The following is a 26,131-nucleotide window of genomic DNA, read 5'->3' as shown; positions in this document are numbered from 1 at the left end:
AACACCGACCATGCAGACCATGCGACGCACCAAGCGCGCGGCCGCCCGGGCAGCCGTCCTCGCCACGACCGCGATCGCCGTCACCCTCTGCGGAAACGTCTCCGCACAGGGTGCGGACGGCGACGGCATAGCGGGTTACCAGTCCGCCCGGCAGACCCTCCGCAGCGACCAGCTCCGAGACACCGTGTCCCGCTTCCTGGTCGCGACCCGGCCACCCGGCAGTGCCGGCGCCGCGGACGGCGGCACCCTCGGCACCCCGGGGAACGCACCCGCCGCAGCCGCCGCGCCGCCGAGATTCGACCTCAAGGACCCGGTGCCGATGTTCGAGATCAGCCCCGAGTTCGTGTCCGGCAAGACCCAGGTGACCCCGCAGACCGCGCTGCGGCTCTCCTACCTCGCGTCCCGGGTGACCGCCTCCGACGGCCACAAGGCCGCCGTACTGCTCGCGCCCCAGGGAAACGCCCCCGCGACGGGAGACGGCGTGCGGAACGTCGGCGCCGAGGGCTGGCAGCTGGCCGGCATCCGGGACGGGGACGTCGAGGTCGGCCTTGCCGAACGCAGCACCCCACAGGCCCGCACGTTCGCGGAGCCGCAGATTCGCGCCTGGTACCGGCTCACCGCCCAGGGCATGGTCGAGCCGCTCAACGCGGAGGCGACCACCGGCCTCGGCGGCAAGCGCGCCCTCAGCCTCGCCGCCTACCAGAAGCTCGTATCCGCCCGTTACGGTGACAAACTGCCCGGCTCGGAGTACGACCGCAAGGGCCTGGCCGGCGGGTACGGCGGCCTGGTGGAGGACCGGCCGGCTCAGGCGGCCGCAGCGACCGAGCGACCGGCGGCGGCCGACGGATCCTGGCAGCCGGTGGCCGTCACCGGGACGGCCGCGGCCCTGGCGGCGGCCGCCGGTGCGGCGGTGTACGCGCGCCGCCGGCGGACGACCGCCATGCGCTGACCGGTACGGGCCGCCCGGGGCCCGCCCACCACGGTGAGCGGGCCGGCCCCGGGCTGCACCGTCCGCACGGACATCACCACGGTTCAGCGCACCCTTCCCCGGGGCTTCAGGCGGGTCGCGGGGAGTTCCGGGGCGGGAATCGGAGGGCCGTCGTAGCCCTTCACCTCGCCGAAGCGGGTGCCGTTCATCCAGTCCTCGCGGGCCTGTGTGATGTCCTCCTGGGACCGTCCGATCCAGTTCCAGAACATGACGATCTCCTCCTCGAACGGCTCCCCGCCGAGCAGCATCAGGCCGGCGTCCGAGCTTGCCCGCAGCGGGAGTTCGGTGCGGCCGCAGCCGAGGTAGAGCATGGAGCCCGGGAGGACCGGGACCCCGTCGACGTGGGCTTCGCCGGACATGGAGAGCACGGCGTACTCGAAGTCCGGGTCCAGCGGGAGGCGGGTCTCGGTGCCGGCGGTGAGGGCCAGGTCGGCGCCGGTGATCGGGGTGTACGCCGTGCCCGGCGAGGTCGCGGTGTCCAGGGTGCCCAGGATGACCGTGGCGGTCAGGCCGGGGGCGGTGACCCGGGGCAGCTCGGCGTGGTGCTGGAAGTGCGGTTCGACGTTGCGGTGGGCGTCCGGGAGGGCCACCCACAGCTGGGCGCCGTGCAGGAAGCGGGCGTGCCGCTCGGGGCTCTCCTCGGAGTGGCTGATGCCCCGCCCCGAGGTCATCAGGCCGAGCTCGCGCGGCCGGACGGTCTGCAGGCTGCCCACGCTGTCCCGGTGCAGCACCTCGCCCTCGTGCAGCCAGCTGACGGTCTGCAGACCCGCGTGCGGGTGCGGGGGCACCTGCATGCCGGGCTCGTCGGCGATGTCGTCGGGGCCGTAGTGGTCGACGAAGCACCAGGCGCCGACCATCCGGCGGCCGAGGTTCGGGAGGAGCCGGCGGACCTCGCTGGATTCGCCGAGCTTGACCTGGCGCGGGCTGAGGAGTTCGCGTACGGGTTCGGCGACGACGAAGCCGCGGCCGCCGCAGGCGGAGAGAGCGGGCTGACGATCGAGATTGCTCATGGGCACAAAGTAGCCGCGGGAGGCGGGATGGTTAACCGGAATGTTCCACCTGCGTGCCGTGTTGCAGGCACCATGAACGCTCCGACGACCTACTTCGAGCACGGAACGGCCGCCGAGCGCTGGGAGCGGGCCCAGCTCTTCTTCCGGGCGAGGGAATACACCACGGCCGCGCGCATCCTCGTCACGGTGACCGGCGAGGCCCCCGCGCAGCTCGCGCCGCGGCTGCTGCTGGCCCGCGCCTACTTCCACTCGGCGCAGCTGGGCCGCGCCGAGACCGAGCTGCGGGGCATCCTGGAACGCTGGCCGGTGGAGGACTACGCGCAGCTGATGCTGGGGCGCACCCTGGAGCGGCAGGGCCGGGCCGCCGAGGCGGCGGCGCACGTGCGGATCGCGGCGGCGATGGCCGGCGAGTTCCCCGAGTAGTTCCCGTGCAGTTCCCGTGAATGGCGGCCTGCCCCGCCTCGCGCAATGCGGGGCCGGGGCTCCGGCTCGGTTAGCCTGGGGCCACGATGAATCGCCTGACCACGCCTTTCGGCTCCCACGAGCTCACCCGCTTCCCCGAGGACCCGCGCGACCGGCTGCGCGCCTGGGACGCCGCCGACGAGTACCTGCTGCGCCATCTCGACTCCGGTACCGGGGAGCGCGGGCCGGTGGATCTCGCCGGGGCCGGGCAGATCGCCGTGCTCGGGGACCGGTGGGGGGCTCTGGTGACGGCGCTGGCCGCGTACCACCCCACCCAGATCACCGACTCCGCCCTGACCCATGCGGCCACCGAGGCCAATCTGGCGCGCGCCGGGGTACCCGCCGACAGCGTGCGGCTGCTGACCACGCAGGACGCGCCGCCCGAGCGCATCGACGTGCTGCTCGTACGGGTCCCCAAGAGCCTGGCGCTGCTGGAGGACCAGCTGTACCGGCTCGCCCCGCACCTGCACGAGGGCACGGTCGTGGTGGGCGCCGGCATGGTCAAGGAGATCCACACCTCCACGCTGAAGCTGTTCGAGAAGGTCCTCGGTCCGACCAGGACCTCACTGGCCGAGAAGAAGGCCCGGCTGATCTTCTGTACGCCCGCCAAGCCCGGCACGCCCGGTGCGTCGAGGGCCGTCGACCCCTGGCCGGTCACCTACACCGTGGACGAGGACGGCGGGTCCGGCGCCGGTCTGACCGTGGTCAACCACGCTGGCATCTTCTGCGCGGACCGCCTCGACGTCGGCACCCGCTTCTTCCTCCAGAACATCCCGACCAACACGGACGGCGCCCGGGTCCTGGACCTGGGCTGCGGCAACGGCGTGGTCGGTACGGCGGTCGCGGTGGCGGACCCGGACGCCGAGCTGGTCTTCACCGACGAGTCGTACCAGGCGGTCGCCTCGGCCCGGGCCACCTTCGAGGCCAATGTCCGCCAGGGCCGCGACCGCGCGCAGTTCCTGGTCGGCGACGGGGTGGCCGGCCTCCCGCCCGGTTCGGTGGACCTGGTGCTGAACAACCCGCCGTTCCACTCCCACCAGGCGACGACGGACGCCACCGCGCTGCGGATGTTCGCGCAGTCCCGCAAGGTGCTGCGGCCGGGCGGCGAGCTGTGGGTGGTCGCCAACCGCCACATGGGCTACCACACGCATCTGCGGCGGCTCTTCGGCAACAGCGAAGTCGTGGCGAGCGAACCGAAGTTCGTGGTCCTGCGGGCAGTCAAGCGGGAGAATCGGCCGCGGCCCATGTGACCTGCCAGTACGTCCTACACTCTGCCGCGTGAGCAGCGAGGCGGCGGGGGACGGGGCGCGTTACCGGCGGGAGGAAGTGGCCCGGGCGGCCGGCGTGAAGGTGCGCAACCTGCGCTACTACCAGGAGCGCGGGCTGCTGCCCCCGCCCCGCCGGGAGGGCCGGATCGCCTGGTACTCGGACGACCACCTGACCCGGCTGCGCCTGATCGACGACCTGCTCGGCCGCGGCTACACGGTGAACGGCATCGGGGAGCTGCTGGCCGCCTGGGAGCAGGGCGGGGGGATCGGGCAACTCCTCGGCCTGGAGCGGGAGATGACCCGCGACTGGGACCAGGAGGAGCCGGTCACGACGACCTTGGCCGAGCTGCGGGAGCTGTTCGGCCCGTCGGCCGGCCCGCAGGACACCCGGCGGGCGGCCGCGCTGGAGTACGTACGCGTCGAGGGGGACGTCGTCACCTTTCCGAGCCGCCGGCTGCTGGAGGCGACGCTGACGCTGGTGCGTCAGGGGGTGCCGCTGGCGGAGATCCTGGACGCCGGGGAGTTCGTCCAGGCTCAGGCGGCGGCGCTCGCGGACCGGTTCGTGGCCCTGTTCCGGCAGCACGTGATCGGCCCCGAGGGTCTGGAGCGGCTTTCGGCCACGCAGCTGGAGCACGTCACGGAGGCGGTGGCGGCGCTGCGTCCGGTGGCGGGCGAGGTGGTGGCCGCGGAGTTCGCGCGGGCGATGGCCCGGCGGGTGGACGGAGAGGTCGCCTCACTGCTGCGCAGTGAACCCCGTACGCAACAGTAGGACTTGGCCTGAAGGCAGCGGTCGAGCAACCTTGCCAACCACCATTGGCACTCTTACATTCGACGACACACCCATACCGGTCAGTAACGATCATAAAGGGGATGTGTCATGGAACACGACTTAGGCGACGGCCGGGTGAGATGGCGGCGCTTCGCCGTCTTGACGGTCCCGGCCATAGCCGTCACCGCCGCCCTCGGAATCGCCCTCGCGCAAGGGGCGCTCGCGGCCTCCTTCGCCGTCTCGGGCCAGCAGTTCAAGGTCTCCGCCCAGAGCCTCACCGGCGAGGGCTTCGTCCAGTACGGCAGCGTGGACGTCAACGCCCGCGAGGAACTCATCCCGGTGGCGGTCACCGCCATCAGGGAGGCCAAGCTCAACAGCCTCTGCCAGTCGGTGGTCACCTCGCTCCCGGTGATCGGCGACGTCTCGCTGAACCTGACCGCCGGTCAGAAGACGCCGGTCGAGGCGACGAACCTGTTCGTCGACGCCACCCAGCTGTCCGGCAACGCGACCTTCACGAACATCGAGATCGGCCGCGACGCCTCCACCCTGGACAAGGGACCGACCGACGCCCAGGGCATGCAGGACCTGTTCGCCCAGCAGGCCGACACCGTCAGCATCACCGATCTGAAGCAGACGGCGTGGGCGACGAACGCCGGCACCTTCAAGCTCTCCGGCCTGAACCTGCACATCAGCAAGGGCAAGAAGGAATGCTTCTGACCCCCTACCGGGCGCGGTTCCGGCGCTGGCGCCGCAGCCGGCCGTTCTGGGGCGGGCTCGCCGCCGTCCTCGCCGGGGCCGAGATCTGCGCCCTGCCGCTCGCCCCGCTGAAGGTCATGCTCACCCAGGGCGTGGCGGGCATCCCGTCCGTCCTGATGGGCCTGGTCATGATCGTGCTCGGTCTGTCCGTCTGGTTCGCCCCGCACTACCGCACCCTCGCGGGGGTCCTCGTCACCCTGATCGCCACCGCCGCGCTGGTCCTGTCGAACCTGGGCGGGTTCCTCATCGGCACCCTGCTGGGGATCCTCGGCGGCGGGCTCATGTTCGCCTGGCAGCCGCGCACCCCCCGGCACGGCGCCCCGCCACACGACACCGCTCAACACGCCACCGCTCAACACGACAGCGCCCAACACGGCACCGCCCAGCACGGCACCGTTCAGCACGCCACCGCCCAGCACGGCACGCCCCGGCCGGGCACCCCCAAGCCCGGCTCCCCCTCCCCCACACCGCTCTCCGATCCCCAAGGAGCACAGCCATGAGCCGCACGCGCACCACCCTCGCCCTCGGCCTCGCCGCCGCCGGCGCGCTCACCCTCGGCGCCGCCCCGTCCACCGCCGCACCCTTACCGTCACCGTTACCGGCGGCCGGCTCGACCACCGTCACCCCGGCCGGCCACGCCTTCAAGGCCACGCTCAGCGGCAAGGCCACCCTCAAGGCCGGTTCGGTCACCGTCACCTGCACGGTCTCCGTCTCCACCGGCACCGTCCCGGCCGCCCCGGGCAACCACAACCCGGCCGGCCCGGTCTCCTCGCCGATCTCCGCCCCGACGTACAGCTCCTGTACGTCGAGCATGCCCGGCGTGACCCCGACCGTGACCACCAGCGGCGCCTGGCAGGTGTCCATGCAGCACGGGTCCCCGATCACGGCCACCATGACCGTCCCCACCGGCGGCCTGGTGGTCAGGACCAGCGGCCTGGCCTCCTGCACGGTCGTCGCCGCGCCCACCGCCCCGGCCGGCGTCCCCGGCACCTGGACCAACGGCGCCCCGCCCTCCCTGACCTTCACCAACACCTCGGTCCCGGTCAAGGTCACCGGCGGGTTCGGCTGCCCGACCAGCGCGACGGCCTCCACCTTCAACGCCGTCTACAAGGTGGCCGACACCACCGACCCGGCCCAGCAGATCACCGTGGCCCCCTGACCCTCCCGGCTCAGGGCAGATAGACGATGCTGGGCGCCCCGGTGGTCGGATGGACGCCGACCCGCGTGCGTACGCCGTACACCTCGCCCAGCATCTCCTCGGTCAGCACCTCGGCCGGGGTTCCGGCGGCCACCACCCGCCCCTCGTGCAGCAGGTACAGCCGGTCGCAGAAGGAAGCGGCCAGGTTGAGGTCGTGCAGCACCAGCAGGCCGGTGGCCGGCAGGCCGCGCACCAGGCCGAGGATCTCCAGCTGGTAGCGGATGTCCAGGTGGTTCGTCGGCTCGTCCAGGGCGAGCAGGCCCGGGTCCTGGACCAGGGCGCGGGCCACCAGTGCGCGCTGCCGCTCCCCGCCGGAGAGCTCGTCGAAGGGCCGTTCCCCCAGCTCCTCCACGCCCACCGTGCGCAGGGCCCCGGCGATGCGCCGTACGTCCTCGGGGCCGTCCTGCTCCCAGAAGCGCTTGTGCGGACTGCGGCCCATCGCCACCACCTCGCGCACCGTCAGCCCGAAGGTGCCGCTCGCGTCCTGCGGGACCACGGCCACCCGGCGGGCCCGCTCCTTGACGGGGAGCGCGCCGGCGTCCGTGCCGTCGAGCAGCACCCGGCCCGCGGCGGGCCGCAGGGCGCCGTACACGCAACGCAGCAGCGTCGTCTTGCCGCTGCCGTTGGGTCCGGCCACGCCCACGGTCTCGCCGGGGCGGGCGGTCAGGTCGATGCCGTGCAGCAGGGTGCGGCCGCCCGTCTCGTACCGCAGCCCCTCCACCCGCAGCTCCGCGGCCCGATGGCCACCGGGTTCGTGTTCCCGCACGGACCCCTTGCCGGCGGGCTCCTGAACAGCGGTCATCCGAGGACTCCTTCGGCGCGCGCGGACCGCCGCAGCATCCACAGGAAGCAGGGTCCGCCGACCAGCGCGGTGACCACCCCGACCGGTATCTCCTCGGGGGCGGCGGCAGTACGGGCGACCAGGTCGGCCAGGACCAGGAACACCGCCCCGCCCAGTGCGGCCACCGGCAGCAGCGCCCGGTGTCCGGCGCCGACGGCCATCCGGGCGGCGTGCGGGATCATCAGCCCGACGAAGCCGATGGCCCCGCTGTACGCCACCAGCACCCCGATGACCAGCGAGGTCAGCACGAACACGGAGGCCCGGAACCGGCCGGTGTCCAGGCCGAGGGTCTGCGCGCCCTCCTCGCCGGCGAGCAGCAGGTCGAGCGGCCGGGCCAGTGCGAGCAGCAGGCCGGTGCCGAGCAGCAGGGTGGCGGCCGGCAGGGCGAGTTCGTCCCAGCGGGCGCCGCCGAGGCCGCCGAGCGTCCAGAACAGCACCAGGCGGACCTGGTCCGCCTCGGCGGCGAGGACCAGGACCAGGCTGGTGAGGGCCGACAGGACGTACTGGACGGCCACCCCGGCCAGGATCAGCCGCCCGGTGGTCATGCTGCCGCCGCGCCGGGCCATCGCGTACACGCAGACCAGGGCGCCCAGGGATCCCGCGAACGCGGCGGCCGGCAGGGTCACGGTGGTCGCGAATCCCGCGCCGACGCCGAGGACCAGGACGGCGACGGCGCCGGCGGAGGCCCCCGAGGAGGCGCCGAGCAGGAACGGGTCGGCGAGCCGGTTGCGGACCAGGGCCTGCAGCACGGTGCCGGTCACGGCGAGCCCGGCCCCCACGACGGCGCCGAGCAGCACCCGCGGCATGCGGACGTCCCACACGATGGCGGCGAAGGCGCCGGTGTGCTGCCCGCCGAGGACGATGTCGAGCACCTGTCCCGGGGAGATCCGTACCGGGCCGAGCGCCAGACCGGCGACGGCGGAGGCCAGCAGCGCGGCGGTGAGCCCGCCGAGGACGGCGGCCGTCCGGCGGGTCACACCGCTCCGGGGTGCAGCTGGCGGGCGAGGGACTCGACGGCGTCGCCGACGCGGACGCCGAGCACGGCCGAGGACAGCGGCAGCACGACGAACCGCTTGTTCTTGATGGCCGGCACCTGGGCGAGGGCCGGGTCGTTCAGCAGGCGCTGCTTCTTGGCCTCCACGGGGGTGCCGCCGTAGTCGTAGATGAGGATGACCTCGGGCTTGCGCTCGATGACCTTCTCCCAGGACACCTCGCCGAAGGAGTCCTCGAGGTCGGCGAAGAGGTTCGTGCCGCCGGCGCGGGTGATGATGTCGTTGCCGATGCCGTGGCCGCCGGAGGTGGAGGCGGCGCTGTCGCCGCCGTCGTAGGCGAAGACGGCGGGCTTGGGCCGGCCGGACACCTTCTGCGCCACGGCGTCGATGCGCCGCTGCTGGTCCTCGATCAGCCGGGCGCCGCGCTCGGGCACGCCGAAGGTGCGGGCGACCTCGGTGATTTCGGTGCGGAGCTGGTCGAGTCCGACCGGGCCGCCGGTGCAGTACTCCACGTTGAGGCGGGTGTTGATCCCGCTCTTCTGGAGGCCGGCCCGGTCGCGGCCGGCCGCTTTGTCGAAGGCGCTGGCGTAACCGCCGTACACGAAGTCGGGGTTGGCTGCGAGCAGTTGCTCCTTGGAGGGGTACTCCTTCGCCAGCACCTTGATCTTGTCGTAGGCGGGGCGGTAGGCGGGCAGGATCGCGTCGTCGAGGTAGGCGGTGCCGACCATGCGGTCCTGGAGGCCGAGGGCGAGCAGGATCTCGGTGGTGTGCTGGGTGAGGGTGACGGCGCGCCGGGGCGGTTCCCGGTAGGTGGTGCCGACCCCGCAGTTGGTGGCGGTGTACGGGAATCCGGGCGCGGCGGCCCGGGGCTCGGCGTCGTCGTCGCCGGAACCGGCACAGCCGGCCAGCGGGACGAGGAGGGCGAGGGCGGCGAGCGTGCGCAGGGCGCCGGGGATGCGGCGCGCGGCGGCGCGCGGGTACGACAGGACCACGGGAAGCCTCTCCGGGGGATCCTCGTCCCCTGGTCGACGTGAAAGGTGAAGAGGCGGCGCGTCAGTGTCTGACTTCCGGCTCCCGTGGGGGGAACCGGTCACAGTGGCGGGACCGCACCGGACTTGCACCGGTTTCCTGATCTGCGCCGCCCGGGGGTGACGCGGCCCAGTCTGCCAGACGGCGCAGGGTGCACGTGATGGACTGATCTCCGCACCTGATCTCCCGGGAGGAAGACCATGACGAACACCTGGCTCCCGCCGCGCGAGTACATCGCGACTCTGCCTCCGGCCACCGCGTACGCCTGCCTGTACTTCACCGATGCAATCGGCAACCCGGTCCAGTTGCGCGCCACGTACAGCACGGAGGCGTGGCAGTTCCCGGGCGGGAACATGGATCACGGCGAGACGCCGTGGGAGACGGCGGTGCGGGAGTGCGAGGAGGAGACCGGGATCGTCTTCTCGGGTGAACCGAAGCTGCTGGGTGTGCACTTCCTCACGCCGCGGGGCGAGGACTGGCACACCAACCACATCGGGTTCATCTTCGACGGCGGCACGCTCGACCAGGAACAGATCGCGGGCATCGTGCTGGACCCGGGCGAGCACAGCGAGTTCCGGGTGCTGCCGGTCGAGGAGTGGGTGAAGGTGATGACCCCCGCCAACTTCGCCCGGCTCGCGGTGATCGACCGGGCCCGCCGCACGGGCACGGTGGCGTACCTGGAGTCCGTCCCATCGGTCACATGAGCACACCGGCCGCCCGCCGGTCGCCGCTGTGGCCCCAAACCTCCGGCGTCAGCCGCTGCGCCGGATGGTCTACCCCAACGGGCACGTGGGCTGGCCGGCGCGACCAGCCACGCCCTGGTCCGCGAGGTACTGTCGGACAGCCGGTTCAGTTCGCGCGCCGAGCTGGCGAACTGGCCCGTTCCGGGGGGCCCGCCGCCGAATACCAGGCCCCGCCGGCCGAGGCCGGCATGTTCCTGCGGATGGACGCGTCCGAGCACACCCGCTACCGGGTCCCGATGCGTACCGACTCGGACTTCTACGGGGTGAAAAGCCTGCCGGTGACATGGTGAGGTGAGACGGGGCCCCTTGGCAGCTCGGGGATGCGGTCCCGGCCGAGCCGGACCAGGAGGCCCTGCCGCCGCTTCTCTACCCCCGGCCCACGCCGGATCCCACGCGCTGGAACAGCCGGCCGGCGAGGTCGACGCCGACCACCGCCCCGCTTGCGTCGCGGGTGAAGAAGCCGCGCTGGCCCTTCAGTCCCCCGCCGGTGACGATGTACTCGTCCCCGTCGCCGGGCAGCAGGCCGACGGCGGCCGGCGCGTGGTCCGGGGGCAGGTCGGTGTCCGCCGCCGCGCGGATCTCCGGCTTGATCCGGACGTCGAGGAGCAGTCCGGGCCCGTCCGTGCTGCTGATGGTGAGGGTCATGGCGTCGATGTCGTAGCTTCCGACGATCTCCCGGGCCCGCGCCTCGTCATAGGGGAGCGGCTCCGGTTCCCGGTCGGTGACACCCAGGTAGGTCTGGAGTGCCCAGCGGACGATCGCCTGGTTGCAGAGGATGCCGTCCGGGCCGGCGTTGGACATCGCGACGACGGCGAAGTTCCGCTCGGGCACGACGAGGAACTCGGCGAACTGGCCGATCGCCGAACCTCCGTGACCCACCGTCTGGACGCCGTCGACCTCGCGCAGGAACCAGCAGATGCCGATGGCGTCGCCGAGCGTGCTGCTCCGCAGTGCGACCGTCGGCTCCTTCATCCGCTGGAGGGCCGCGGCCGGCAGAACCGGGACACCGCTCTCCGCCCGGCCGTCGCCGAGCTGGAACCGGGCCCAGCGCAGCATGTCCGCCACCGAGGAGACACCGCCGCCGCCGGGGTTGTGTCCGCGCGGGATCCGCCAGGGGCGGGCGATGGACAGCGTTCCGTCCTCGCCGAGGTTGTGGCCGACGGCGAACCGCCGGGTCATGACGTCGTCGGGCCCGAAGAAGGTGTCCGAGAGCCCCAGCGGCTCGAGTACGAGGGAGGCGACGGCCCGCTCGTACGTCATCCCGGTGACGGTCTCCAGGATCCGCCCGGCCAGGTTGTACCCGGCCTGGCTGTACGAGGCCCGGGTGCCCGGCCGGGCGATCATGTCCAGCTCGGACATCTTCGCCACGTAGCCGGCCAGGGCGTCGTCCCCGTCGCCGGTGTCGGCGATGACCGCCCAGTCCAGCCCCGCGGTGTGGTTGAGCAGGTTCAGCACGGTGATCTCGGCCGCGGCCCGCTCGTCCGCGAGCACGAGCTCGGGAACGTAGTGGCGCACCGGCAGTTCCAGGTCGATCCGGCCGCGCGCGGCCAGCCGCATCAGTGCGGTCGCGGTCAGGGTCTTCGTGACCGACCCCAGCTGGAACAGGGTCGATTCGTCGACGGGCAGCGGGTTCTCGGTGCTCGTCACGCCGTGGCAGGCGAAGACCTCCCGTCCGTCGACCCAGACCCCGACCGCAACGCCTGGGACGCCCAGCTCGGTGGCGGTCGCCTCGACGAACCCGGACAGCGTGTGATGTGACATGCCACTCCCCTTAGCGCACTTGCACTGCGTTCAAGTGAAGGGTAGCCAGCACTTGAACGCAGTGCAAGCGGGGCTCCGAGGGCTCGGCGGTGGGCGGAAAATGCGTTGCCGGGGCCACCGCCGTCGGCGAGGCTGCCCCGCATGTCCGAGCAACGAGCAGCACAGTCCGTGTCCGACCTCTTCACCGCCACCGGCCGCCTGAAGGCGATCCCGCGCAAGGCCGCCCGCCGCGAGCAGCTGCTCGCACACCTCGCCGAGACCCTGTTCGCGCCCGACCGCGCGTACACCGAGGCCGAGGTGAACGAAGCGCTGCACACCGTGCACGAGGACAGCGCCGCCCTGCGGCGCTACCTGGTCATCGCCGGCCTCCTGGTCCGGACCCGGGACGGCAGCAGCTACCGGCGGGCGGGCGGGTCGTAGCTCCTCCAGGCGTGGCCGCTCCGGGCGGCGGCCCGCGACCGGACGCCCCGTAAGGAGAGGGCGCCCGGCCGATCCGGCAGAACTAGAAGTTGCCGTAGTTGACCTGCCAGGTGGGCAGGCCCATCCGGCGCCACAGGGCCACCACCCGGTCGCGGTCGTCCAGCGAGACGCGGACCGCGTAGCGGTGCCGGACGTGTGCGTCGAAGAGTTCGGCCTTCACGATGTCGTCGCTGCGGCCGTCGTCGGAGGCCCGCATCCACAGCTCGTCGTACGGCACTTCGTGCGCGGCGAGCCACGCCTCGGTGATGGCCCGGTGGTCCTCGCTGCGCCCGGACAGCAGCACGATCGTGTCGTTCTCGGCGCTGCGGAAGGCTCGCAGGGCCTGCCGGACGGAGACGTTGAGCAGATCGCGGTCGCAGCGCGTGAAGTCGTACGGGCCGCGGTCGCCGCGCAGCGCCAGCGTGCCGTCGATGTCGCACATCACCGCCGACGGCAGCGCCGGGTCGGCGAGGTACGGAGTGCCGGCGGGCTGGGCACCCAGCCACTCGGCGGTCAGCCGCCAGCCGCCGCTGGTGGCCTTCGCGTGCTTCTCGGCGAGGATGCGGATGATCTCCTCGCCGACGGACCGGTCCCGCGCGGCATCGCGCCGTACGCACTCCTCGACCGGCACGCCGGTGAAGTCGTGCACCACGAAGGCCGCTTCGAGGCCGGTGACCGCGGCCTTGAGCCGCTTGGGGATGTGCGGGGTCAGGTGCGTGTTGTCGACGACCACGTCGAAGCCGCCCTCGACGGCCGAGCGGACGGCCGCGTCCTGGATCTCCAGGACGGTCCGCTCGTGCGCGTGCGAGCGGCCCCGCTCGGGCGCCGGGACGTCGAGCATGGTGCGCAGGTCGTCGAGGTTGACGCGGCGCATCCGGCCCTCGGACTCCGCCTGCAGCTGCCGCGCGGCGGTGGTCTTCCCCGAGGCGGGGAGTCCGGTCATGACGTGAACTACGGGCACGGGTCAGTTCTCCTGATCGGTGGTGAAGGGGTCGGCCGTCTCGGGCCGGACGGCACGCCAGACGAGGAGGTCGGTCGGCTTGCCGTCGAGGCGCTGGAACATGGCCGCGCGGATGCCGGAGTCGACCGGCAGCGTCTTGACCGCGCGGGCGAACTCGCCCCGGTCCGAGGCCAGATGGGCGATGCTGCGGTAGGCCTCGTCGATCGCGCGTCCGCGCGCCGCCGCTGCGTCCTCCAGGCCCGCGATCACCCCGCGCACCCAGGTGTCGAACTCGTCCGGCACCTGCTCCAGCAGGGCGTCCAGCGGGCGGCCGCCGGATGCCTCGATACCACCGAGTTCGGCGACCGAGCAGCCCAGGCCCTGGGCCAGCCGCTTCACGGACATGCCGGCGAACCGCTGGATGCCGTGGGCGCGCCAGATGTCCCGTTCGGTCACGCCCGTCAGCACCTTGTGCAGCCGCACGTACTCGGCGATCTTCGCCTTGGCCCGCACGCCGGACGCGAAGCGCAGCACGAAACCCTCGGCGTCGGTGCCGGTGGCCGCCCGACCGCCCGGCAGCGTGTTCGACTCGGTGAGTTTGACGAGCTCGTCGAGGGACATGGCCGGCCAGACGGTGACCACCGAGCCGATGCCCTCCCAGTGGGCGGCGGCCTCGGTGAGCGGGACCTCGGTGCCGTCGCTGCCGAAGGCGGCGAGCAGCACCAGGTCGCGGCGGTCGCCGTAGTCGACGACGATGCGGTTCTGCGGGTACAGGATCTCGGCCAGGTAGGTCACCCCGGGGGTGAGCGCCGCGGTGTCCGCGCGGTCGAGCCGACGCTGCGCCCAGGTGGCCTGCACGCTGCCGAAGGAACCCTTCGACGCGACCCGCCAGCGGCCGGCGTAGTGGAACACCACGGCCAGGCTGCCGTCGACCTTGTCGTACACCTCGAACGGCTCGTCCGGCAGGGCGGGCGCGTAAGGCTGACCGGACTCGTGCTCACCGACGTTGAAGAACTTCGGCAGCGGCAGGGCCACGATCTCACCGGTGGTGTCGTCGGCGACGAGGCCACGGCAGCGCATGGTCACCCGGTTCCAGATCCGCTCGTACTGGCACACCCGCGTGTACGTGTAGATGGACAGCGGCAGTTCGGGGTGCGACTTGCGGGTGACGTGCCCGGCGTCGATGGCGTCCGCCAGCTCCTGCGCGGGCATCAGGTCATGCAGAGTCAGGGTCGCCTGGCTCATGGGGTTCCTCCCGGATAGCGAGGCCCCATTCTCGCCCGCACCCGACCCCGCTGAACACCCAATTACCGCAGCTCAGCCCGCCGCTCCCTCAGGTCGTGGAGGCCTGTTCGGCATCGCGGTGGGCCTCCAGCAGGCGGAGCCAGATCTCGCTCATCGTCGGGAACGACGGGACCGCGTGCCAGAGCCGGTCGACGGGGACCTCGCCGGCCACCGCGATGGTGGCGGCGTGCAGGAGTTCGGCCGCGCCCGGGCCGACGAAGGTGGCGCCCAGGAGGACCCCGCGGTCCAGGTCGACCAGCATCCGGGCCTGCCCGCGGTAGCCGTCCGCGTACAGGCCTGCGCCGGAGACCTTGGACAGGTCGTAGTCGACGGCGCGGACCCGGTGGCCGGCCCGCTCCGCGTCCGCCAGGGTCGGGCCGACCGCCGTGGCCTCGGGGTCGGTGAACACCACCTGCGGCAGGGCCGCCGTGTCGGCGGTGGCGTGGTGCGCGCCCCAGCGGTCGGCCGCGCCGGCCGGTTCGGCGGCGCCCGCGGCCCGGGCGGCGATGGCGGCACCCGCGATACGGGCCTGGTACTTGCCCTGATGGGTGAGGAGCGCCCGGTGGTTGACGTCGCCGACCGCATACAGCCAGTCGTGCGCCGTCGAACGGAGGCTGTCGTCCACCTCGATCCAGTCGCCCGGCTTCAACCCGACCGTCTCCAGCCCGATGTCTTCGGTGCGCGGCGCCCGCCCGGTCGCCATCAGCAGCTCGTCGCCCTCCAGCGTCTCGCCGCCCTCCAGCACCACCGTGACCGGCCCGGTGGAACCATCGCGTACGACGGCCTCCACGGCCACCCCGGTACGCACCACCGCCCCGGCCTCGCGCAGCGCCTCGGCGACGAGTTCGCCCGCGAACGGCTCCATCCGGGGCAGCAGCCGCTCGCCCCGCACCAGCACCGTGACCTGCGAGCCGAGCGCCTGCCAGGCGGTGGCCATTTCGGCGGCCACCACCGACCCGCCCACGATCAGCAGCCTCGGCGGAACGTGCCGGGCGGAGGTCGCCTCGCGGCTGGTCCAGGGGCGGGCGCCGGTGAGGCCGGGAAGGTCGGGCAGGACCGCCCGGCTGCCGGTGGCGACGACCACCGCGTGCCGGGCGGAGAGCACGTGGTGCTCACCCTCGGGCGAGCTGACGGCGACCTTCCGGTTGCCGTAGAGACGTCCGTGCCCCCGGTAGACGTGGGCACCGATCGAATCCAGCCAGTCGACCTGGCCGTCGTCCTTCCAGTCGCCGGTCCAGTAATCGCGGTGCGCGAAGACCGCCTCCCGGTCGAGCGGGCCCTCGACGGCCGCGGCGAGCCCGGGGATCCGGCGCGCGTCCGCCCGGGCGAGAGCCGGGCGGAGCAGCGCCTTGCTGGGGATGCACGCCCAGTACGAGCACTCCCCGCCGATCAGCTCGCTCTCCACCAGCGCGGTGCTGAGCCCGGCGGCCCGGGTCCGGTCCACGATGTTCTCACCGGCCGGTCCCCCGCCCAGCACCACGACGTCGTACTCCACGGCTTCAGTCATAGGGGACAGTCTCACCGCAGGCCACCGGGCCCGCACGTGCTTCACGCCCCCGGCGCGCCGCCTCAGGCCTCCTGCACGCCGCCTCAGGCCTCCGGCGCGCCGTCCCCGCCCGCCTGCTGCTCCGCGATCTTCGCCTTGATCGCCGCCATGTCCAGTTCCCGCGCCTGGCCGATCACGTCCGCGAGCATCGGCGCGGGCAGCGCGCCGGGCTGGGCGTACACCGCGACCTGGTCGCGGATGACCATCAGCGTGGGGATGGACCGGATCTCGAAGGCGGCGGCCAGCTCCGGCTGGGCCTCGGTGTCCACCTTGGCGAAGACGATGTCCGGGTTGTCCTCCGAGGCCTTCTCGAAGACCGGCGCGAACTGCCGGCAGGGCCCGCACCAGGCGGCCCAGAAATCGATCAGCACGAATCCGTTCTCACTGACCGTGCTGTCGAAGTTCTCCTTGGTGAGTTCGACTGTAGCCACTGTCTCCAGACCTCCGTGTGTCGTGCGTGTGCTCGTGGAACGAGCCGGTTGCCGCCTTCATTCCGTGCCGCCGGCATCCCGCATTCCGCGCCGCCCCGGAGGCAGGATGATCCCATGCACCGGATCGAGTTCTTCCACTACTCCCCCGCCGTGATCTGGGGTATCCGCGTCGACGGCACGGACCTCAGGTCGGTCGTCGCCGAGGCCACCCGTGCCCTCCGGGAGCGCGAAGCGGATGCCCTGGCCGACGCTGAGGACGCTGAGGACGAGGAGGACGAGGAGGACGAGGAAGCGACCGCGCAGCAGCGGGCGGACTTCCTCGCCTACCGCCACGGCGGCATGCCCCAGTACGAACTCGGCCGCCCGGCGAGCTACTTCCTGGGCGAACACGACCCCGCTTTCCGCTGCGGAACCCCGGACGGCACTCCGGTGCTGGGATGCTCCTGCGGCGTCTGGGAGTGCGGGCCGCTGCTGGCCCGGATCACGGTGGCCGAGGACACCGTCACCTGGTCCCGGTTCCGGGATCCGTACCGGCCCGAATGGGGCGACCTCCCCATCGGGCCGTACGTCTTCCCGCGCCCCGCGTACGAGCACGCGCTCGCCCACCCGCTCGGCCTGGACCGGGACCCCCTGGACCCGCCCGACGCGCAGATCTAGAGCCGGTCTAGAAGGGCCAGGCGGCCGGGGTCCGGCGAGCGGTGGTCCAGCGGAGTTCGGTGAAGGCGTCCAGGTTCGCCTCGCCCCCGAAGCGCGCCCCCGTGCCCGAGGCGCCCACCCCGCCGAAGGGGGCCACCGCCTCGTCGTTCACCGTCTGGTCGTTGATGTGGGCGATGCCCGTCGGGATCCGGTCGGCGAGCTCCAGCCCGCGCGCGGTGTCGGCGGTGACGATGCCGAGCGAGAGCCCGTACGGTCCGGCGGAGGCCAGGGCCACCGCCTCCTCCTCGGTGGCGAAGGAACGGACCGGAGCCACCGGCCCGAAGACCTCCTCCGCGTAGGCGGGGGTGTCGTCGGCGACGCCCGCAAGCACCGTGGGCCGGTAGAACAGGTCCCGGTGGGTGCCGCCGGCGACGAGCTTGGCGCCCTGCTCGGTGCTGGCCTCGACCAGGGCGTGGATCCGGTCCCGCTGCACCGCGTCGATGACCGGGCCGAGGTGGACCTCCTCCCGGTACGGGTCACCGACCGCCAGCGATTCCGCCTTGGCCGCGAGGAGTTCGACGTAGTCGTCGTACAGGGAGGCATGGACCAGGTGCCGGCCGGCGGTCATGCAGATCTGGCCCTGGTGGAAGAAGGAGCCCCAGGCTGCCTGGTTGACGGCCGCCTCCACATCGGCGTCGGCGAGCACGAGGAGCGCCGAGTTCCCGCCCAGCTCCAAGTGCACCCGCTTGAGCTGACGGCCGGCCAGTTCGCCGACGGCACGGCCGGTGGCGGTGGATCCGGTGAACGAGACCACCCGCACGTCGGGTTCGGCGACCACGGCCCGCCCGGTGTCGGCATCCCCGGGCAGTACGTGCAGCAGCCCGTCCGGCAGCCCGGCCGCCGCGAGGACCGCAGCGAGCGCCAGGCCGCCGCAGACGGCCGTCCGCCGGTCCGGCTTGAGCAGGACCGCGTTGCCGAGGGCCAGCGCGGGGGCGACCGAGCGGATCGCAAGGATCAGCGGGGCGTTGAAGGGCGCGATCACCCCGACCAGTCCGGCCGGCACCCGGCGGGTGTACGAGAGCCTGGGCGCCTCGCTCGGCAGCACCTGCCCGGCCGGGCGGGAGGCGAGGGCAGCCGCTTCGTAGCACTCCTGGGCGGCCACGTGCAGCTCGAAGTCGGCCTTGCCGGGTATCGAGCCGGACTCCTGCACCAGCCAGGTCCGCAGCTCCTCGGCGTGCTCGGCGAACAGGTCACCGGCCCGGCGGAGCACCGCCGCCCGCTCCAGGTGGGTGGTCCGCGCCCATTCGGCCTGGGCGGCCCGGGCCCGTACGGCGGCGTCGGCGACGTCCGCCGGGGCGGCGAGGGCGAGGGTGGCGAGGGTCCGCCCGGTGGCGGGCTCGACCACCGGGGCCGTGCCACCGGTCAGCACCGGTCCGTCCTGCCAGATGGTCGGGTCGAGAAGCGGCATGCCAGGGCCTCCGGGGGCGGGGTGGCTGGGGTGGGGGCAGGGGGGGTGGGCAGGGGTCATCGTAGCCAGCCAGGCACGCCAAAACTGTTTGGTTATTGGGCAGTTGATACCGGTGGTGACCGGAATTGATCGCTCAGCGCTCGAGGACGAGGGCGATGCCCTGGCCGACGCCGATGCAGAGCGCAGCCAGACCGGTACCGGAGCCGGCGGCCGCCAGCTGATGGGCGACCGAACCGGCGAGCCGCGCGCCGGAAGCACCCAGCGGATGACCGAGGGCGATGGCACCGCCGCGCGGGTTGACCACCGCCGGATCCAGCTCCGGCCAGGCCGCCAGACAGCCCAACGCCTGTGCGGCGAAAGCCTCGTTGAGCTCGAAGGTGGTGAGGTCGGCGAAGCCGCGGCCCGCCTTGGCGAGCGCCCGCTGCACCGCGTCCACCGGGCCCAGGCCGAACAGCTGCGGCTCGATCCCGGTCACCGCGGACGACCGGATCCGGGCCAGCGGCTCGCGGCCGGTGGCGGCCAGACCCTCCTCGTCGGTCAGCAGCAGGGCGGCCGCGCCGTCGTTGAGGGGGGAGGCGTTGGCGGCCGTGACGGTGCCGGTGCCGTCGGACCGGAAGGCCGGCTTGAGCCGGGCCAGCGCCTCGGGGGTGGAACCCTCCCGGATGCACTCGTCCCGGACCAGGTCCACACCCGGGTACGGGACGACCTCGCCGTCGTACTGCCCGGCGGCCCAGGCGGCGGCGGCCTTGCGGTGGCTGTCGAGGGCGAAGGCGTCCTGCGCCTCGCGGGTGATGCCGTACTTGTCCGCGACGAGCTCGGCGCCCTCACCGAGCGAGACGGTCCACTCCTCGGGCATGCGGGGGTTGGTCATCCGCCAGCCGAGGGTGGTCGACCACATCTGCTGGTGCCCGGCGGGGAAGGCCCGCTCGGGCTTCTGCACCACCCAGGGGGCGCGGCTCATGGACTCGACCCCGCCGGCGATGGCCACCGAGGCGTCGCCGAGCGCGATGGCCCGGGCGGCCTGCACGACCGCCTCCAGGCCGGAGCCGCAGAGCCGGTTGACGGTGACACCGGGCACGGAGACGGGCAGCCCCGCGAGCAGCACGGCCATCCGGGCCACGTCCCGGTTGTCCTCGCCGGCACCGTTGGCATCGCCGAAGACCACGTCGTCGATCCGGGCGGGGTCGAGCGCGGGGGTGCGGTCGACGAGGGCTCGTACGGTGTGCGCGGCCAGGTCGTCGGGGCGGATGCCGGCCAGCGCGCCGCCGAACTTGCCGATCGGGGTGCGGACGGCGTCGACGACGTACACGTCGCGGATGGACGGCATGGGGGTCTCCTGAGTCGGGGATGCGCCTGTGCGGGGCGCGCCGTGGGCAGTCTCTGCCGGGCGATCAGCGCCTGTCAACGGGGGTCTTCCCGGCCGGGCGGGGCCGGCCCTGCCGGGGGTGGCTGGTGCGCCCAGGACGGGAGGCCTCTTCCCGACAGGGCGGGGCCGGCCCTGCGGAGGGTGGCTGGTGCGCCCGGGACGGGGAGGCCTCTTCCCGGCAGGGCGGGCCCGGCCCTGCCGGGGTGGCTGGTGCGCCCCGGACGAAGGAGGCCTCTTCCCGGCCGGGCGGGCCCGGCCCTGCCGGGGTGGCTGGTGCGGCCCGGACGGGGAGGCCTCTGCCCCGCAGGGCGGGCCCGGCGCCTGCCCCTGGCGCGCCCCGGGCAGGGGGGCACCCGGCCCTGCCGGGGGTCGGTGTGCCCCGCTCGGGGGGCCCCTGCGGTCAGACGGGGGTGCGAGGCGCCCAGGGCAGGGGGGCACCGGGCCCTGCCGTGGGGCCGGTGTGCCCCGCTCGGGGGGCGCCGGTGTGCCCCGCCCTGCGGTCAGGCGGGGGTGCGGCCCCTGCGGGTCAGGTGGATTCGCGGGGGACGGCCCGGGCCGACATCAGGTCGCGGAGTTCCCGGGCCTCCGCGGGTTCGCGGACCACCCGGTCCACCAGGGACGCCAGCAGGTCCCCGCTCGGCATCCGGATCCGGACCGTGCTCAGCCGCGGCCGCAGCAGCCTCCCCAGCAGCAGATCGTCCGCGCCGATCACGGCCACGTCCTCCGGGATCCGCAGCCCCGCGTCCTGCAGGGCCCGCATCAGCAGCATCGCGTACTCGTCGTTGTACGCGAACACCGCGTCCAGGCCGAGCTGCCGCCAGCGCGCCGCCAGCGCCGTGGCCGAATCCTCCGTGTAGCTCATCGGCAGCGCCTGCACCTCCGCCTCGCCCGCCGCGGACCGGGCCCCGGCCAGGCGCGGGGCGGAGAAGAGCTCCAGACCGTCCTCCTCGGGGACGATCACCCCGATCCGGCGGTAGCCGCGCTCCGACAGATGCGCCGCGGCCCGTGCACCGACTTCCTGCTGGTCCATCACCAGCGCGTGCGCACCCGGCACGCTCTCCGGTCCGAGCGTGATCACCGCGCGGGCCCCGGCCCGCTTGAGGGTGGTGACGTTGCGGGCCGTGAGGGTGATCTCGCCGAGCGAGATCACCGCTACGGGCCGCAGCTCGGCCCAGGCGCGAGCGGCCTGGTCCCCGCTGAGGCCCACGCTGCCGTACTGGACGACGGTGTAGTCGAGGCGGCGCAGCGCCCACTGCAACTCGTTGAGGAAGCTGCTGTAGAGCGGGCCCACCGGGACGTGCGAGGTGGGCAGGAGGACGATCCGGGTGTGGCCGGCCCGCAGGCTGCGCGCGGCGGCGTGGGGGACGTAGCCGAGCTCCTCCGCGGCCTCGCGGACCTTCCGCCGGGTGGGTTCGCTGATGCGGACGGCTTCCGCATTGTTCAGGACGTACGACACCGTCGCGCGCGAGACGCCCGCGAGGCGTGCCACGTCGGCGCTGGTGGGAACGGCGGCGGGAGCCGTGGGCGGGGCCGGGGCCGGCGGGTCTGCCGGTTCGGCCGGTTCGGCCGGTTCGGCCGGCTGGGGCGGCTGGGGCGGCCCGGGCGACTTTGGTGACTGAGACTTCATTGCCGAGGCATCTTTCCAGACCGGTTGCGCCCGGGGGCTAGCGGATGGCCGGAAACGGGTGCTACACAGTGGTTACACGATTCATTGACACGTGTAACCCGGATGCCACAGCCCATCCGGCGTGCCGCTTCCACGTGTCCCGTCGTGCCGTCGCCCTGTCGCGTTCCGTCGCACCCCCGCCGTCGCGACAGGGCGGCGCGCACCCCCTCATCCGCTCGCAGAACCCCGCCCAGGAGGGCACCGTGGCCCTTTCCTCCCCCGGCACCGGCACCACCGCCGCCACCCCTGACGCGTCCGGCCCCTCCGCTCCCGGACGCGGCCTGCTCCCCCTGCTGCTCGTCGGCAACACCGCCATGTATGCGCTCTACGTCGGCGTCGCCGGAGTCCTGCTCGCGCTTCAGGTCGAGGACATCGATCCGGCACGCAAGGTCGCCAATTTCGGCCTGATAGCGGGGGTCTCGGCGATCTTCGCCACGGTCTTCAATCCGGTCGCCGGCGCCCTCTCCGACCGCAGCGGGCGGCGCAATCCCTGGATCCTCGGCGGCGGCCTGGCCGCGATCCCGGCGATGGTGCTGCTCGGCTTCGCCGACACCCTTCTGCTGATCATGATCGCCTGGTGCCTCGGCCAGGCCGTCATGAACGTCTACCAGGCCGCCATCACCTCGGTGGTGCCCGACCGGGTTCCGGTGGGCGCCCGCGGCAAGGCTTCAGCGGCCGTCGGCCTCGGCCTGCCGTTCGGGTCCACGCTCGGCGCGCTGCTCGGCGCCACCTTCTCCGAGGACTACCGCACCGGGTACCTCGTCTTCGGCGCCATGGTGGCGGCCGCCGGCGTCCTGTTCACCGCCTGCACCCGCGAGGAGCGGCTGCCGGCCCGCGCGCCGATGCCGGTCCGGGCGCAGTTGGCCGCCTTCGCGGGCGCGCTCAAGGACCACGACTTCCGGTGGGCCTTCATCGGACGGGCCCTGCTGGTGCTCGGCTACTTCGCGGTGAGCGGCTACCAGTTGTACATCCTCCAGGACCACACCATCCTGCCGGCGGGCATGGAGCCCGAGGCCGCGGTCGCGGTCATGATGCCGCTGACCAGCGTGGCGATGGTGGTGTCGACCGTTCTGGGCGGCTGGCTCTCCGACCGCTTCGACCGTCGCAAGCTGTTCGTCGGCGCCTCCGCCCTGCTGTCCGCCCTCGGCCTGCTGATCCCGGCCCTGTCGACCGGCTGGACCGCGATGCTGGCCTTCGCCGTGGTCAACGGGCTCGGATTCGGCTGCTACATGGCCGTGGACACGGCGTTGGTGACGATGGTGCTGCCGAAGGCGGAGGACGCGGCCCGGGACATGGGCGTGCTCAACATCGCCAACGCCGGTCCGCAGATCGTCGCGCCGTTCATCGCCTCGCTGATCGTGTCCGCGAGCGGCGGCTACACCGCCCTGTTCATCGTGGCCGCGGTCCTGTCGGTGGCCGGGGCGCTGGCGGTCAAGCCGATCCGCAGCGTGCGCTGAACTGCCCTGTTTCTCCGCATCCGCTCCGCCGACACGACTTCCGTCCGTACCACCATCCCGAAAGAGGCACGACCGTGCAGCTGCACACCCGCACCTGGGGCGAGGGCGACCGCATCGCCCTGCTCATCCACGGCATCATGGCCGACCACCGCACCTGGCGCCGAGTGGGCCCCGCCATCGCCGAGCGCGGCTACCGCGTGATCGCGGTGGACCTGCGCGGTCACGGCGCGAGCGGCCGGGGCGCGTACAGCCCGCAGCTCTTCGCGGACGACGTGGTGGAGACCCTGCCCGCCGGCGCGGCGCTCGCCATCGGCCACTCGCTCGGCGGTCTGACCCTGTCCCTGGCCGTGGACCGGCTGAAGCCGCAGCGTGCGGTGTTCTCCGACCCGGCGTGGCACCTGGCCTCGTCGGAGGAGGGCTTCGGGCCGGAGATGTTCGCCGAGTTCAAGTCGGCGCCCAGGGAACAGATCCGGGCGATGAACCCGCGCTGGGAGGAGGCGGACGTCGACATCGAGCTGGCGACCCTGGCGGTGTGGGACGAGGCCACCGCACTGAGCCTGGCCCCGCTGTTCGGCACCGATCTGCTGCCGACCGCGCCGGTGGTCCCGTCTCTGGTGCAGCTCGCCGACCCGAGCTTCCTGATCTCCGAGGACCGGGCGGCGATCCTCAAGGACCGCGGGTTCGAGGTCCGTTCGGTGGCGGGCGCCGGTCACACCATCCACCGGGACGACTTCGAGGGGTTCATGGCCTCGTTGGAAGGGTGGATCTGATCAGGCTCTAGCAGGGGCCGAATCCTCACCGCTACTGTCCACTTACCGACGAGTAACGGGGAGGTCCGGTGTCGGCAGGTGGTTCGGTATCGACGGAGCGAACAGGACAGGGAGCAGGGCTCGCCTCGACGGGGCAGGTGTCCGCCGGCTTGGCGGAGACCGTCCGGCTTCTCGCTGAAGGCACGGTTTCCGCACGGCAGTTGACGGAGGAGGCGCTACGCCGGATCGCCGCCTCCCAGCCCGAACTCAACGCCTTCCGGGTGGTGCGCGGCGAGGCCGCGCTCGCCGAGGCGGACGCGGCGGACCGCCGGCTGGCCGCCGGCGAGCGGCTGCCGCTGCTGGGCGTGCCGCTGGCCGTCAAGGACGACATGGACGTCGCGGGCGAACCGACCGCGTTCGGGTGCGCGGGCGACTTCCCCCGCAAGCCGGCCGACAGCGAGGCGGTCCGCCGCCTGCGGGCGGCGGGTGCGGTGATCGTCGGCAAGACGACGAGTCCCGAGCTCGGCCAGTGGCCCGTCACCGAGGGGCCGGCCTTCGGCAACACCCGCAACCCGTGGAACACCGCCTACACGCCCGGCGGTTCCTCGGGCGGCTCGGCCGCCGCCGTGGCCGCCGGGCTGGTACCGGCCGCGCTCGGTTCCGACGGGGCCGGCTCGGTGCGGATCCCCGCCGCGTGGACCCATCTGGTGGGCATCAAACCGCAGCGCGGACGGATCTCGACCTGGCCGGACCCGGAGTCCTTCCGCGGCCTCACGGTGAACGGCGTCCTCGCCCGTACGGTGGCGGACGCGGCACTGCTGCTGGACGCCGCGAGCGGTCCGCATCCCGAGGACCTGCACCGGCCGGCGCCGATCTCGGCGTCCGCGGCCGCGGCGAGCGCGCCGCCGCGCCGCCTGCGGATCGCCCTGTCCTTCGGCATGGCCTTCACTGCGACGCCCAAGTCCCTGGACCCTATTGTACGTTCGGCCGTTGAGCGGCTGGCCGGACGGCTGGAGGCGCTGGGCCACGAGGTGGTCCCGGAGGACCCCCGGTACGGCCAGATCGGCCTGACCTTCGTGCCGCGCGCGACGAGCGGGGTGCGCGAGTGGGCCGCCCGCGTCCCGGACCCGGAGCTGCTGGACCCGCGGACGCGCGAAACGATGCGTACGGGCCGCCTGCTGGGCGGCCTCGCCCTGCGGGCGGCGCGCCGGGCCGAGCCGCTGCTGCAGCGCCGCATCGGGGAGATCTTCGGCCGCTTCGACGTGGTACTCACCCCCACCACGGCGACCCCGCCCCTGCCGATCGGAGCCCTGTCGGGCCTGGGCGCCCTGGCCACGGACCGGGCGATGATCGCCGCCTGCCCGTACGCCTGGACATGGAACGTCCTGGGCTGGCCGGCCGTCAACGTCCCGGCGGGCTTCACCCCCTCAGGCCTCCCCCTGGGCGCCCAACTCCTGGGCCCCTCCGACTCGGAACCGCTCCTCATCTCCCTGGCCGCACAACTGGAAGCAGACCAGAACTGGGGAGAACGCCGGCCGCCCGCGGGGTCGTGAGCGGTACGGAACCCACGGCGCGGGCGGCCCTTCTCGCGTCCCGAGCCGAGGCGGGGGCGGGCGGGCCTGCGCCCGGCGCGGGCCCGCTCCTTTGCCCCCTGCTCGGGGCGGGGGCGGCGCGGGGTGTGCCACCCACCCCGGGGGGCTTCGGCGGGACGGAACCCGGATGCCGCGCGGGGGGCTGCGGAGGCGCACGGCGCGGGCCCACCTCTTCGCCCCCCGCTCGGAGCCGGGGCGAGCCAGGGTATGCCACCCACCCCTGGAGGCTTCGGCCAGACGGAACCCAGACACCGGGACGGGACACCCGGCGCCCGGCGCGGGCCGCATCTTCGCTCCACAGGGAGCCGGGGCGGGGCGGGGGCTGCGGGGGCGCCCGGCGCGGGCCCGCTCCTTTGCCCCCGCTCGGGGCCGGGGCAGGGCAGGGGTGGGCCACCCACCCCTGGGAGCTTCGGCCAGACGGAACCCAGACACCGGGAGGGGCTGCAGGGCGCACGGCGCAGGCCGCGTCTTCGCCCCCCGCTCGGAGCCGCGGCGAGGCAGGGGTGTACCACCCACCACTCGGGGCTTCGGCGGGACGGAGTCCGAGGCACAGGCAGGTACCGGGTCCGGGGCGCGGGCCTCCCGGCCTGCCGAGGCGGTACGCACCCGGCCGCCCACCGGGGCGGAGCCCCGCTCTCAGGCCTCGGCCGGCTGGATTGCGGGGCCTGGGGCGCGAGCCCGCGCCTGCTGGGCGGTACCCGCCGGCCCTCACCCGGAGCA

The 26,131-nt window shown here is 73.4% G+C and carries 25 protein-coding genes and 1 riboswitch; of the genes, 13 read left to right on the top strand and 12 right to left on the bottom strand.

The features are described 5' to 3' along the window. The first annotated feature begins 10 nt into the window (after positions 1-10). Positions 11-949, top strand: a complete 939-nt coding sequence (locus tag AB0447_RS00865; protein WP_366474238.1) for a hypothetical protein — start codon at positions 11-13, stop codon at positions 947-949. An 83-nt stretch (positions 950-1,032) separates the two neighbouring features. Here AB0447_RS00865 and AB0447_RS00860 read toward each other — a convergent pair whose 3' ends face one another. Next, positions 1,033-1,998: a pirin family protein gene (locus AB0447_RS00860; RefSeq protein ID WP_366474237.1), complete on the bottom strand. Its 966-nt coding sequence runs from the start codon at positions 1,996-1,998 to the stop codon at positions 1,033-1,035. 72 nt (positions 1,999-2,070) lie between these two features. Here AB0447_RS00860 and AB0447_RS00855 point away from each other — a divergent pair, with 72 nt between their 5' ends. The 6 genes from AB0447_RS00855 to AB0447_RS00830 all read left to right on the top strand — a co-directional run bounded on the left by AB0447_RS00855 (position 2,071) and on the right by AB0447_RS00830 (position 6,412). Continuing rightward, positions 2,071-2,421: a tetratricopeptide repeat protein gene (locus AB0447_RS00855; RefSeq protein WP_366474236.1), complete on the top strand. Its 351-nt coding sequence runs from the start codon at positions 2,071-2,073 to the stop codon at positions 2,419-2,421. A gap of 86 nt (positions 2,422-2,507) precedes the next feature. Continuing rightward, positions 2,508-3,710 carry a methyltransferase gene (locus AB0447_RS00850; RefSeq protein WP_366474235.1) on the top strand — a complete coding sequence of 401 codons (1,203 nt, stop codon included), beginning with the start codon at positions 2,508-2,510 and terminating at the stop codon, positions 3,708-3,710. 28 nt (positions 3,711-3,738) lie between these two features. Next, a complete protein-coding gene (locus AB0447_RS00845; RefSeq protein ID WP_366474234.1) occupies positions 3,739-4,497 on the top strand; it encodes a MerR family transcriptional regulator in 759 nt (252 codons plus the stop codon). Between the two features lie 108 nt (positions 4,498-4,605). Continuing rightward, positions 4,606-5,214: a DUF6230 family protein gene (locus AB0447_RS00840; RefSeq protein ID WP_366474232.1), complete on the top strand. Its 609-nt coding sequence runs from the start codon at positions 4,606-4,608 to the stop codon at positions 5,212-5,214. Next, on the top strand, positions 5,205-5,753 hold the full coding sequence (locus AB0447_RS00835) for a DUF6114 domain-containing protein (protein ID WP_366474230.1): 549 nt from the start codon (positions 5,205-5,207) through the stop codon (positions 5,751-5,753). The genes AB0447_RS00840 and AB0447_RS00835 overlap by 10 nt, the downstream gene beginning before the upstream one ends. Continuing rightward, complete coding sequence (locus AB0447_RS00830; RefSeq protein WP_366474229.1) at positions 5,750-6,412, top strand: hypothetical protein; 663 nt, start codon at positions 5,750-5,752, stop codon at positions 6,410-6,412. The genes AB0447_RS00835 and AB0447_RS00830 overlap by 4 nt, the downstream gene beginning before the upstream one ends. 10 nt (positions 6,413-6,422) lie before the next feature. Here the strand turns inward: AB0447_RS00830 and AB0447_RS00825 are convergent, their stop codons facing one another. The 3 genes from AB0447_RS00825 to AB0447_RS00815 all read right to left on the bottom strand — a co-directional run bounded on the left by AB0447_RS00825 (position 6,423) and on the right by AB0447_RS00815 (position 9,192). After that, positions 6,423-7,163 (bottom strand): ABC transporter ATP-binding protein, encoded by a 741-nt coding sequence (locus AB0447_RS00825; RefSeq protein WP_366474659.1) that lies wholly within the window; start codon positions 7,161-7,163, stop codon positions 6,423-6,425. Between the two features lie 86 nt (positions 7,164-7,249). Next, the gene (locus AB0447_RS00820) at positions 7,250-8,269 is read right to left on the bottom strand and encodes an iron ABC transporter permease (RefSeq protein WP_366474228.1); all 1,020 of its coding nucleotides are present in this window, start codon (positions 8,267-8,269) and stop codon (positions 7,250-7,252) included. Next, positions 8,266-9,192 carry an ABC transporter substrate-binding protein gene (locus tag AB0447_RS00815; protein WP_366474658.1) on the bottom strand — a complete coding sequence of 309 codons (927 nt, stop codon included), beginning with the start codon at positions 9,190-9,192 and terminating at the stop codon, positions 8,266-8,268. The genes AB0447_RS00820 and AB0447_RS00815 overlap by 4 nt, the downstream gene beginning before the upstream one ends. Before the next feature lie 125 nt (positions 9,193-9,317). Beyond that, positions 9,318-9,456: riboswitch (cobalamin riboswitch) on the bottom strand. Between the two features lie 57 nt (positions 9,457-9,513). Here AB0447_RS00815 and AB0447_RS00810 point away from each other — a divergent pair. Next, positions 9,514-10,017 (top strand): NUDIX domain-containing protein, encoded by a 504-nt coding sequence (locus AB0447_RS00810; RefSeq protein WP_366474227.1) that lies wholly within the window; start codon positions 9,514-9,516, stop codon positions 10,015-10,017. A 405-nt stretch (positions 10,018-10,422) separates the two neighbouring features. On the opposite strand, the gene AB0447_RS00805 is transcribed toward AB0447_RS00810, so the two are convergent. After that, positions 10,423-11,817: a serine hydrolase domain-containing protein gene (locus tag AB0447_RS00805; protein ID WP_366474225.1), complete on the bottom strand. Its 1,395-nt coding sequence runs from the start codon at positions 11,815-11,817 to the stop codon at positions 10,423-10,425. Positions 11,818-11,958: 141 nt separating this feature from the next. On the opposite strand from AB0447_RS00805, the gene AB0447_RS00800 reads away from it, so the two are divergent. Then, entirely contained in the window at positions 11,959-12,237 is a 279-nt protein-coding gene (locus AB0447_RS00800) for a DUF2087 domain-containing protein (protein WP_366474224.1), read from the top strand. Between the two features lie 82 nt (positions 12,238-12,319). On the opposite strand, the gene AB0447_RS00795 is transcribed toward AB0447_RS00800, so the two are convergent. The 4 genes from AB0447_RS00795 to trxA form a co-directional block, all read right to left on the bottom strand. Continuing rightward, on the bottom strand, positions 12,320-13,237 hold the full coding sequence (locus AB0447_RS00795) for an AAA family ATPase (RefSeq protein ID WP_366474223.1): 918 nt from the start codon (positions 13,235-13,237) through the stop codon (positions 12,320-12,322). 3 nt (positions 13,238-13,240) lie between these two features. Beyond that, positions 13,241-14,461 (bottom strand): T4 RnlA family RNA ligase, encoded by a 1,221-nt coding sequence (locus AB0447_RS00790; RefSeq protein WP_366474222.1) that lies wholly within the window; start codon positions 14,459-14,461, stop codon positions 13,241-13,243. Between the two features lie 88 nt (positions 14,462-14,549). Beyond that, positions 14,550-16,007: an NAD(P)/FAD-dependent oxidoreductase gene (locus AB0447_RS00785; protein ID WP_366474221.1), complete on the bottom strand. Its 1,458-nt coding sequence runs from the start codon at positions 16,005-16,007 to the stop codon at positions 14,550-14,552. Between the two features lie 83 nt (positions 16,008-16,090). Further along, a complete protein-coding gene (trxA, locus tag AB0447_RS00780) occupies positions 16,091-16,477 on the bottom strand; it encodes a thioredoxin (protein ID WP_366474220.1) in 387 nt (128 codons plus the stop codon). 114 nt (positions 16,478-16,591) lie between these two features. Between trxA and AB0447_RS00775 the strand changes: the two genes are divergently transcribed. Then, the gene (locus AB0447_RS00775) at positions 16,592-17,134 is read left to right on the top strand and encodes a hypothetical protein (protein ID WP_366474219.1); all 543 of its coding nucleotides are present in this window, start codon (positions 16,592-16,594) and stop codon (positions 17,132-17,134) included. Between the two features lie 7 nt (positions 17,135-17,141). Here AB0447_RS00775 and AB0447_RS00770 read toward each other — a convergent pair whose 3' ends face one another. The 3 genes from AB0447_RS00770 to AB0447_RS00760 form a co-directional block, all read right to left on the bottom strand. Further along, the gene (locus AB0447_RS00770) at positions 17,142-18,581 is read right to left on the bottom strand and encodes an aldehyde dehydrogenase family protein (RefSeq protein WP_366474217.1); all 1,440 of its coding nucleotides are present in this window, start codon (positions 18,579-18,581) and stop codon (positions 17,142-17,144) included. A gap of 133 nt (positions 18,582-18,714) precedes the next feature. Beyond that, positions 18,715-19,908: a thiolase family protein gene (locus tag AB0447_RS00765; RefSeq protein WP_366474216.1), complete on the bottom strand. Its 1,194-nt coding sequence runs from the start codon at positions 19,906-19,908 to the stop codon at positions 18,715-18,717. Positions 19,909-20,473: 565 nt separating this feature from the next. Further along, positions 20,474-21,436 carry a LacI family DNA-binding transcriptional regulator gene (locus tag AB0447_RS00760; RefSeq protein ID WP_366474215.1) on the bottom strand — a complete coding sequence of 321 codons (963 nt, stop codon included), beginning with the start codon at positions 21,434-21,436 and terminating at the stop codon, positions 20,474-20,476. Between the two features lie 380 nt (positions 21,437-21,816). Between AB0447_RS00760 and AB0447_RS00755 the strand changes: the two genes are divergently transcribed. From AB0447_RS00755 to AB0447_RS00745, 3 genes are all read left to right on the top strand, one after another. Continuing rightward, positions 21,817-23,070: an MFS transporter gene (locus tag AB0447_RS00755; RefSeq protein ID WP_366474214.1), complete on the top strand. Its 1,254-nt coding sequence runs from the start codon at positions 21,817-21,819 to the stop codon at positions 23,068-23,070. 74 nt (positions 23,071-23,144) lie between these two features. Further along, a complete protein-coding gene (locus tag AB0447_RS00750) occupies positions 23,145-23,840 on the top strand; it encodes an alpha/beta hydrolase (RefSeq protein ID WP_366474213.1) in 696 nt (231 codons plus the stop codon). Positions 23,841-23,977: 137 nt separating this feature from the next. Further along, positions 23,978-25,372, top strand: coding sequence for an amidase (locus AB0447_RS00745; RefSeq protein WP_366474212.1), 1,395 nt, complete (start codon positions 23,978-23,980; stop codon positions 25,370-25,372). Positions 25,373-26,131 lie beyond the last annotated feature (759 nt).

The sequence above is a fragment of the Streptomyces sp. NPDC051211 genome, assembly GCF_040689505.1.
Taxonomy (GTDB): Bacteria; Actinomycetota; Actinomycetes; order Streptomycetales; family Streptomycetaceae; genus Streptomyces.
This window is presented reverse-complemented; position numbering and strand designations above follow the sequence as displayed.

Coding starts and splice junctions, on each gene's coding strand:
- AB0447_RS00865 (WP_366474238.1), top strand. CDS start 11: ATGCAGACCATGCGACGCACCAAGCGCGCGGCCGCCCGGGCAGCCGTC.
- AB0447_RS00860 (WP_366474237.1), bottom strand. CDS start 1,998: ATGAGCAATCTCGATCGTCAGCCCGCTCTCTCCGCCTGCGGCGGCCGC.
- AB0447_RS00855 (WP_366474236.1), top strand. CDS start 2,071: ATGAACGCTCCGACGACCTACTTCGAGCACGGAACGGCCGCCGAGCGC.
- AB0447_RS00850 (WP_366474235.1), top strand. CDS start 2,508: ATGAATCGCCTGACCACGCCTTTCGGCTCCCACGAGCTCACCCGCTTC.
- AB0447_RS00840 (WP_366474232.1), top strand. CDS start 4,606: ATGGAACACGACTTAGGCGACGGCCGGGTGAGATGGCGGCGCTTCGCC.
- AB0447_RS00835 (WP_366474230.1), top strand. CDS start 5,205: ATGCTTCTGACCCCCTACCGGGCGCGGTTCCGGCGCTGGCGCCGCAGC.
- AB0447_RS00830 (WP_366474229.1), top strand. CDS start 5,750: ATGAGCCGCACGCGCACCACCCTCGCCCTCGGCCTCGCCGCCGCCGGC.
- AB0447_RS00810 (WP_366474227.1), top strand. CDS start 9,514: ATGACGAACACCTGGCTCCCGCCGCGCGAGTACATCGCGACTCTGCCT.
- AB0447_RS00805 (WP_366474225.1), bottom strand. CDS start 11,817: ATGTCACATCACACGCTGTCCGGGTTCGTCGAGGCGACCGCCACCGAG.
- AB0447_RS00800 (WP_366474224.1), top strand. CDS start 11,959: ATGTCCGAGCAACGAGCAGCACAGTCCGTGTCCGACCTCTTCACCGCC.
- AB0447_RS00790 (WP_366474222.1), bottom strand. CDS start 14,461: ATGAGCCAGGCGACCCTGACTCTGCATGACCTGATGCCCGCGCAGGAG.
- AB0447_RS00785 (WP_366474221.1), bottom strand. CDS start 16,007: ATGACTGAAGCCGTGGAGTACGACGTCGTGGTGCTGGGCGGGGGACCG.
- AB0447_RS00775 (WP_366474219.1), top strand. CDS start 16,592: ATGCACCGGATCGAGTTCTTCCACTACTCCCCCGCCGTGATCTGGGGT.
- AB0447_RS00770 (WP_366474217.1), bottom strand. CDS start 18,581: ATGCCGCTTCTCGACCCGACCATCTGGCAGGACGGACCGGTGCTGACC.
- AB0447_RS00765 (WP_366474216.1), bottom strand. CDS start 19,908: ATGCCGTCCATCCGCGACGTGTACGTCGTCGACGCCGTCCGCACCCCG.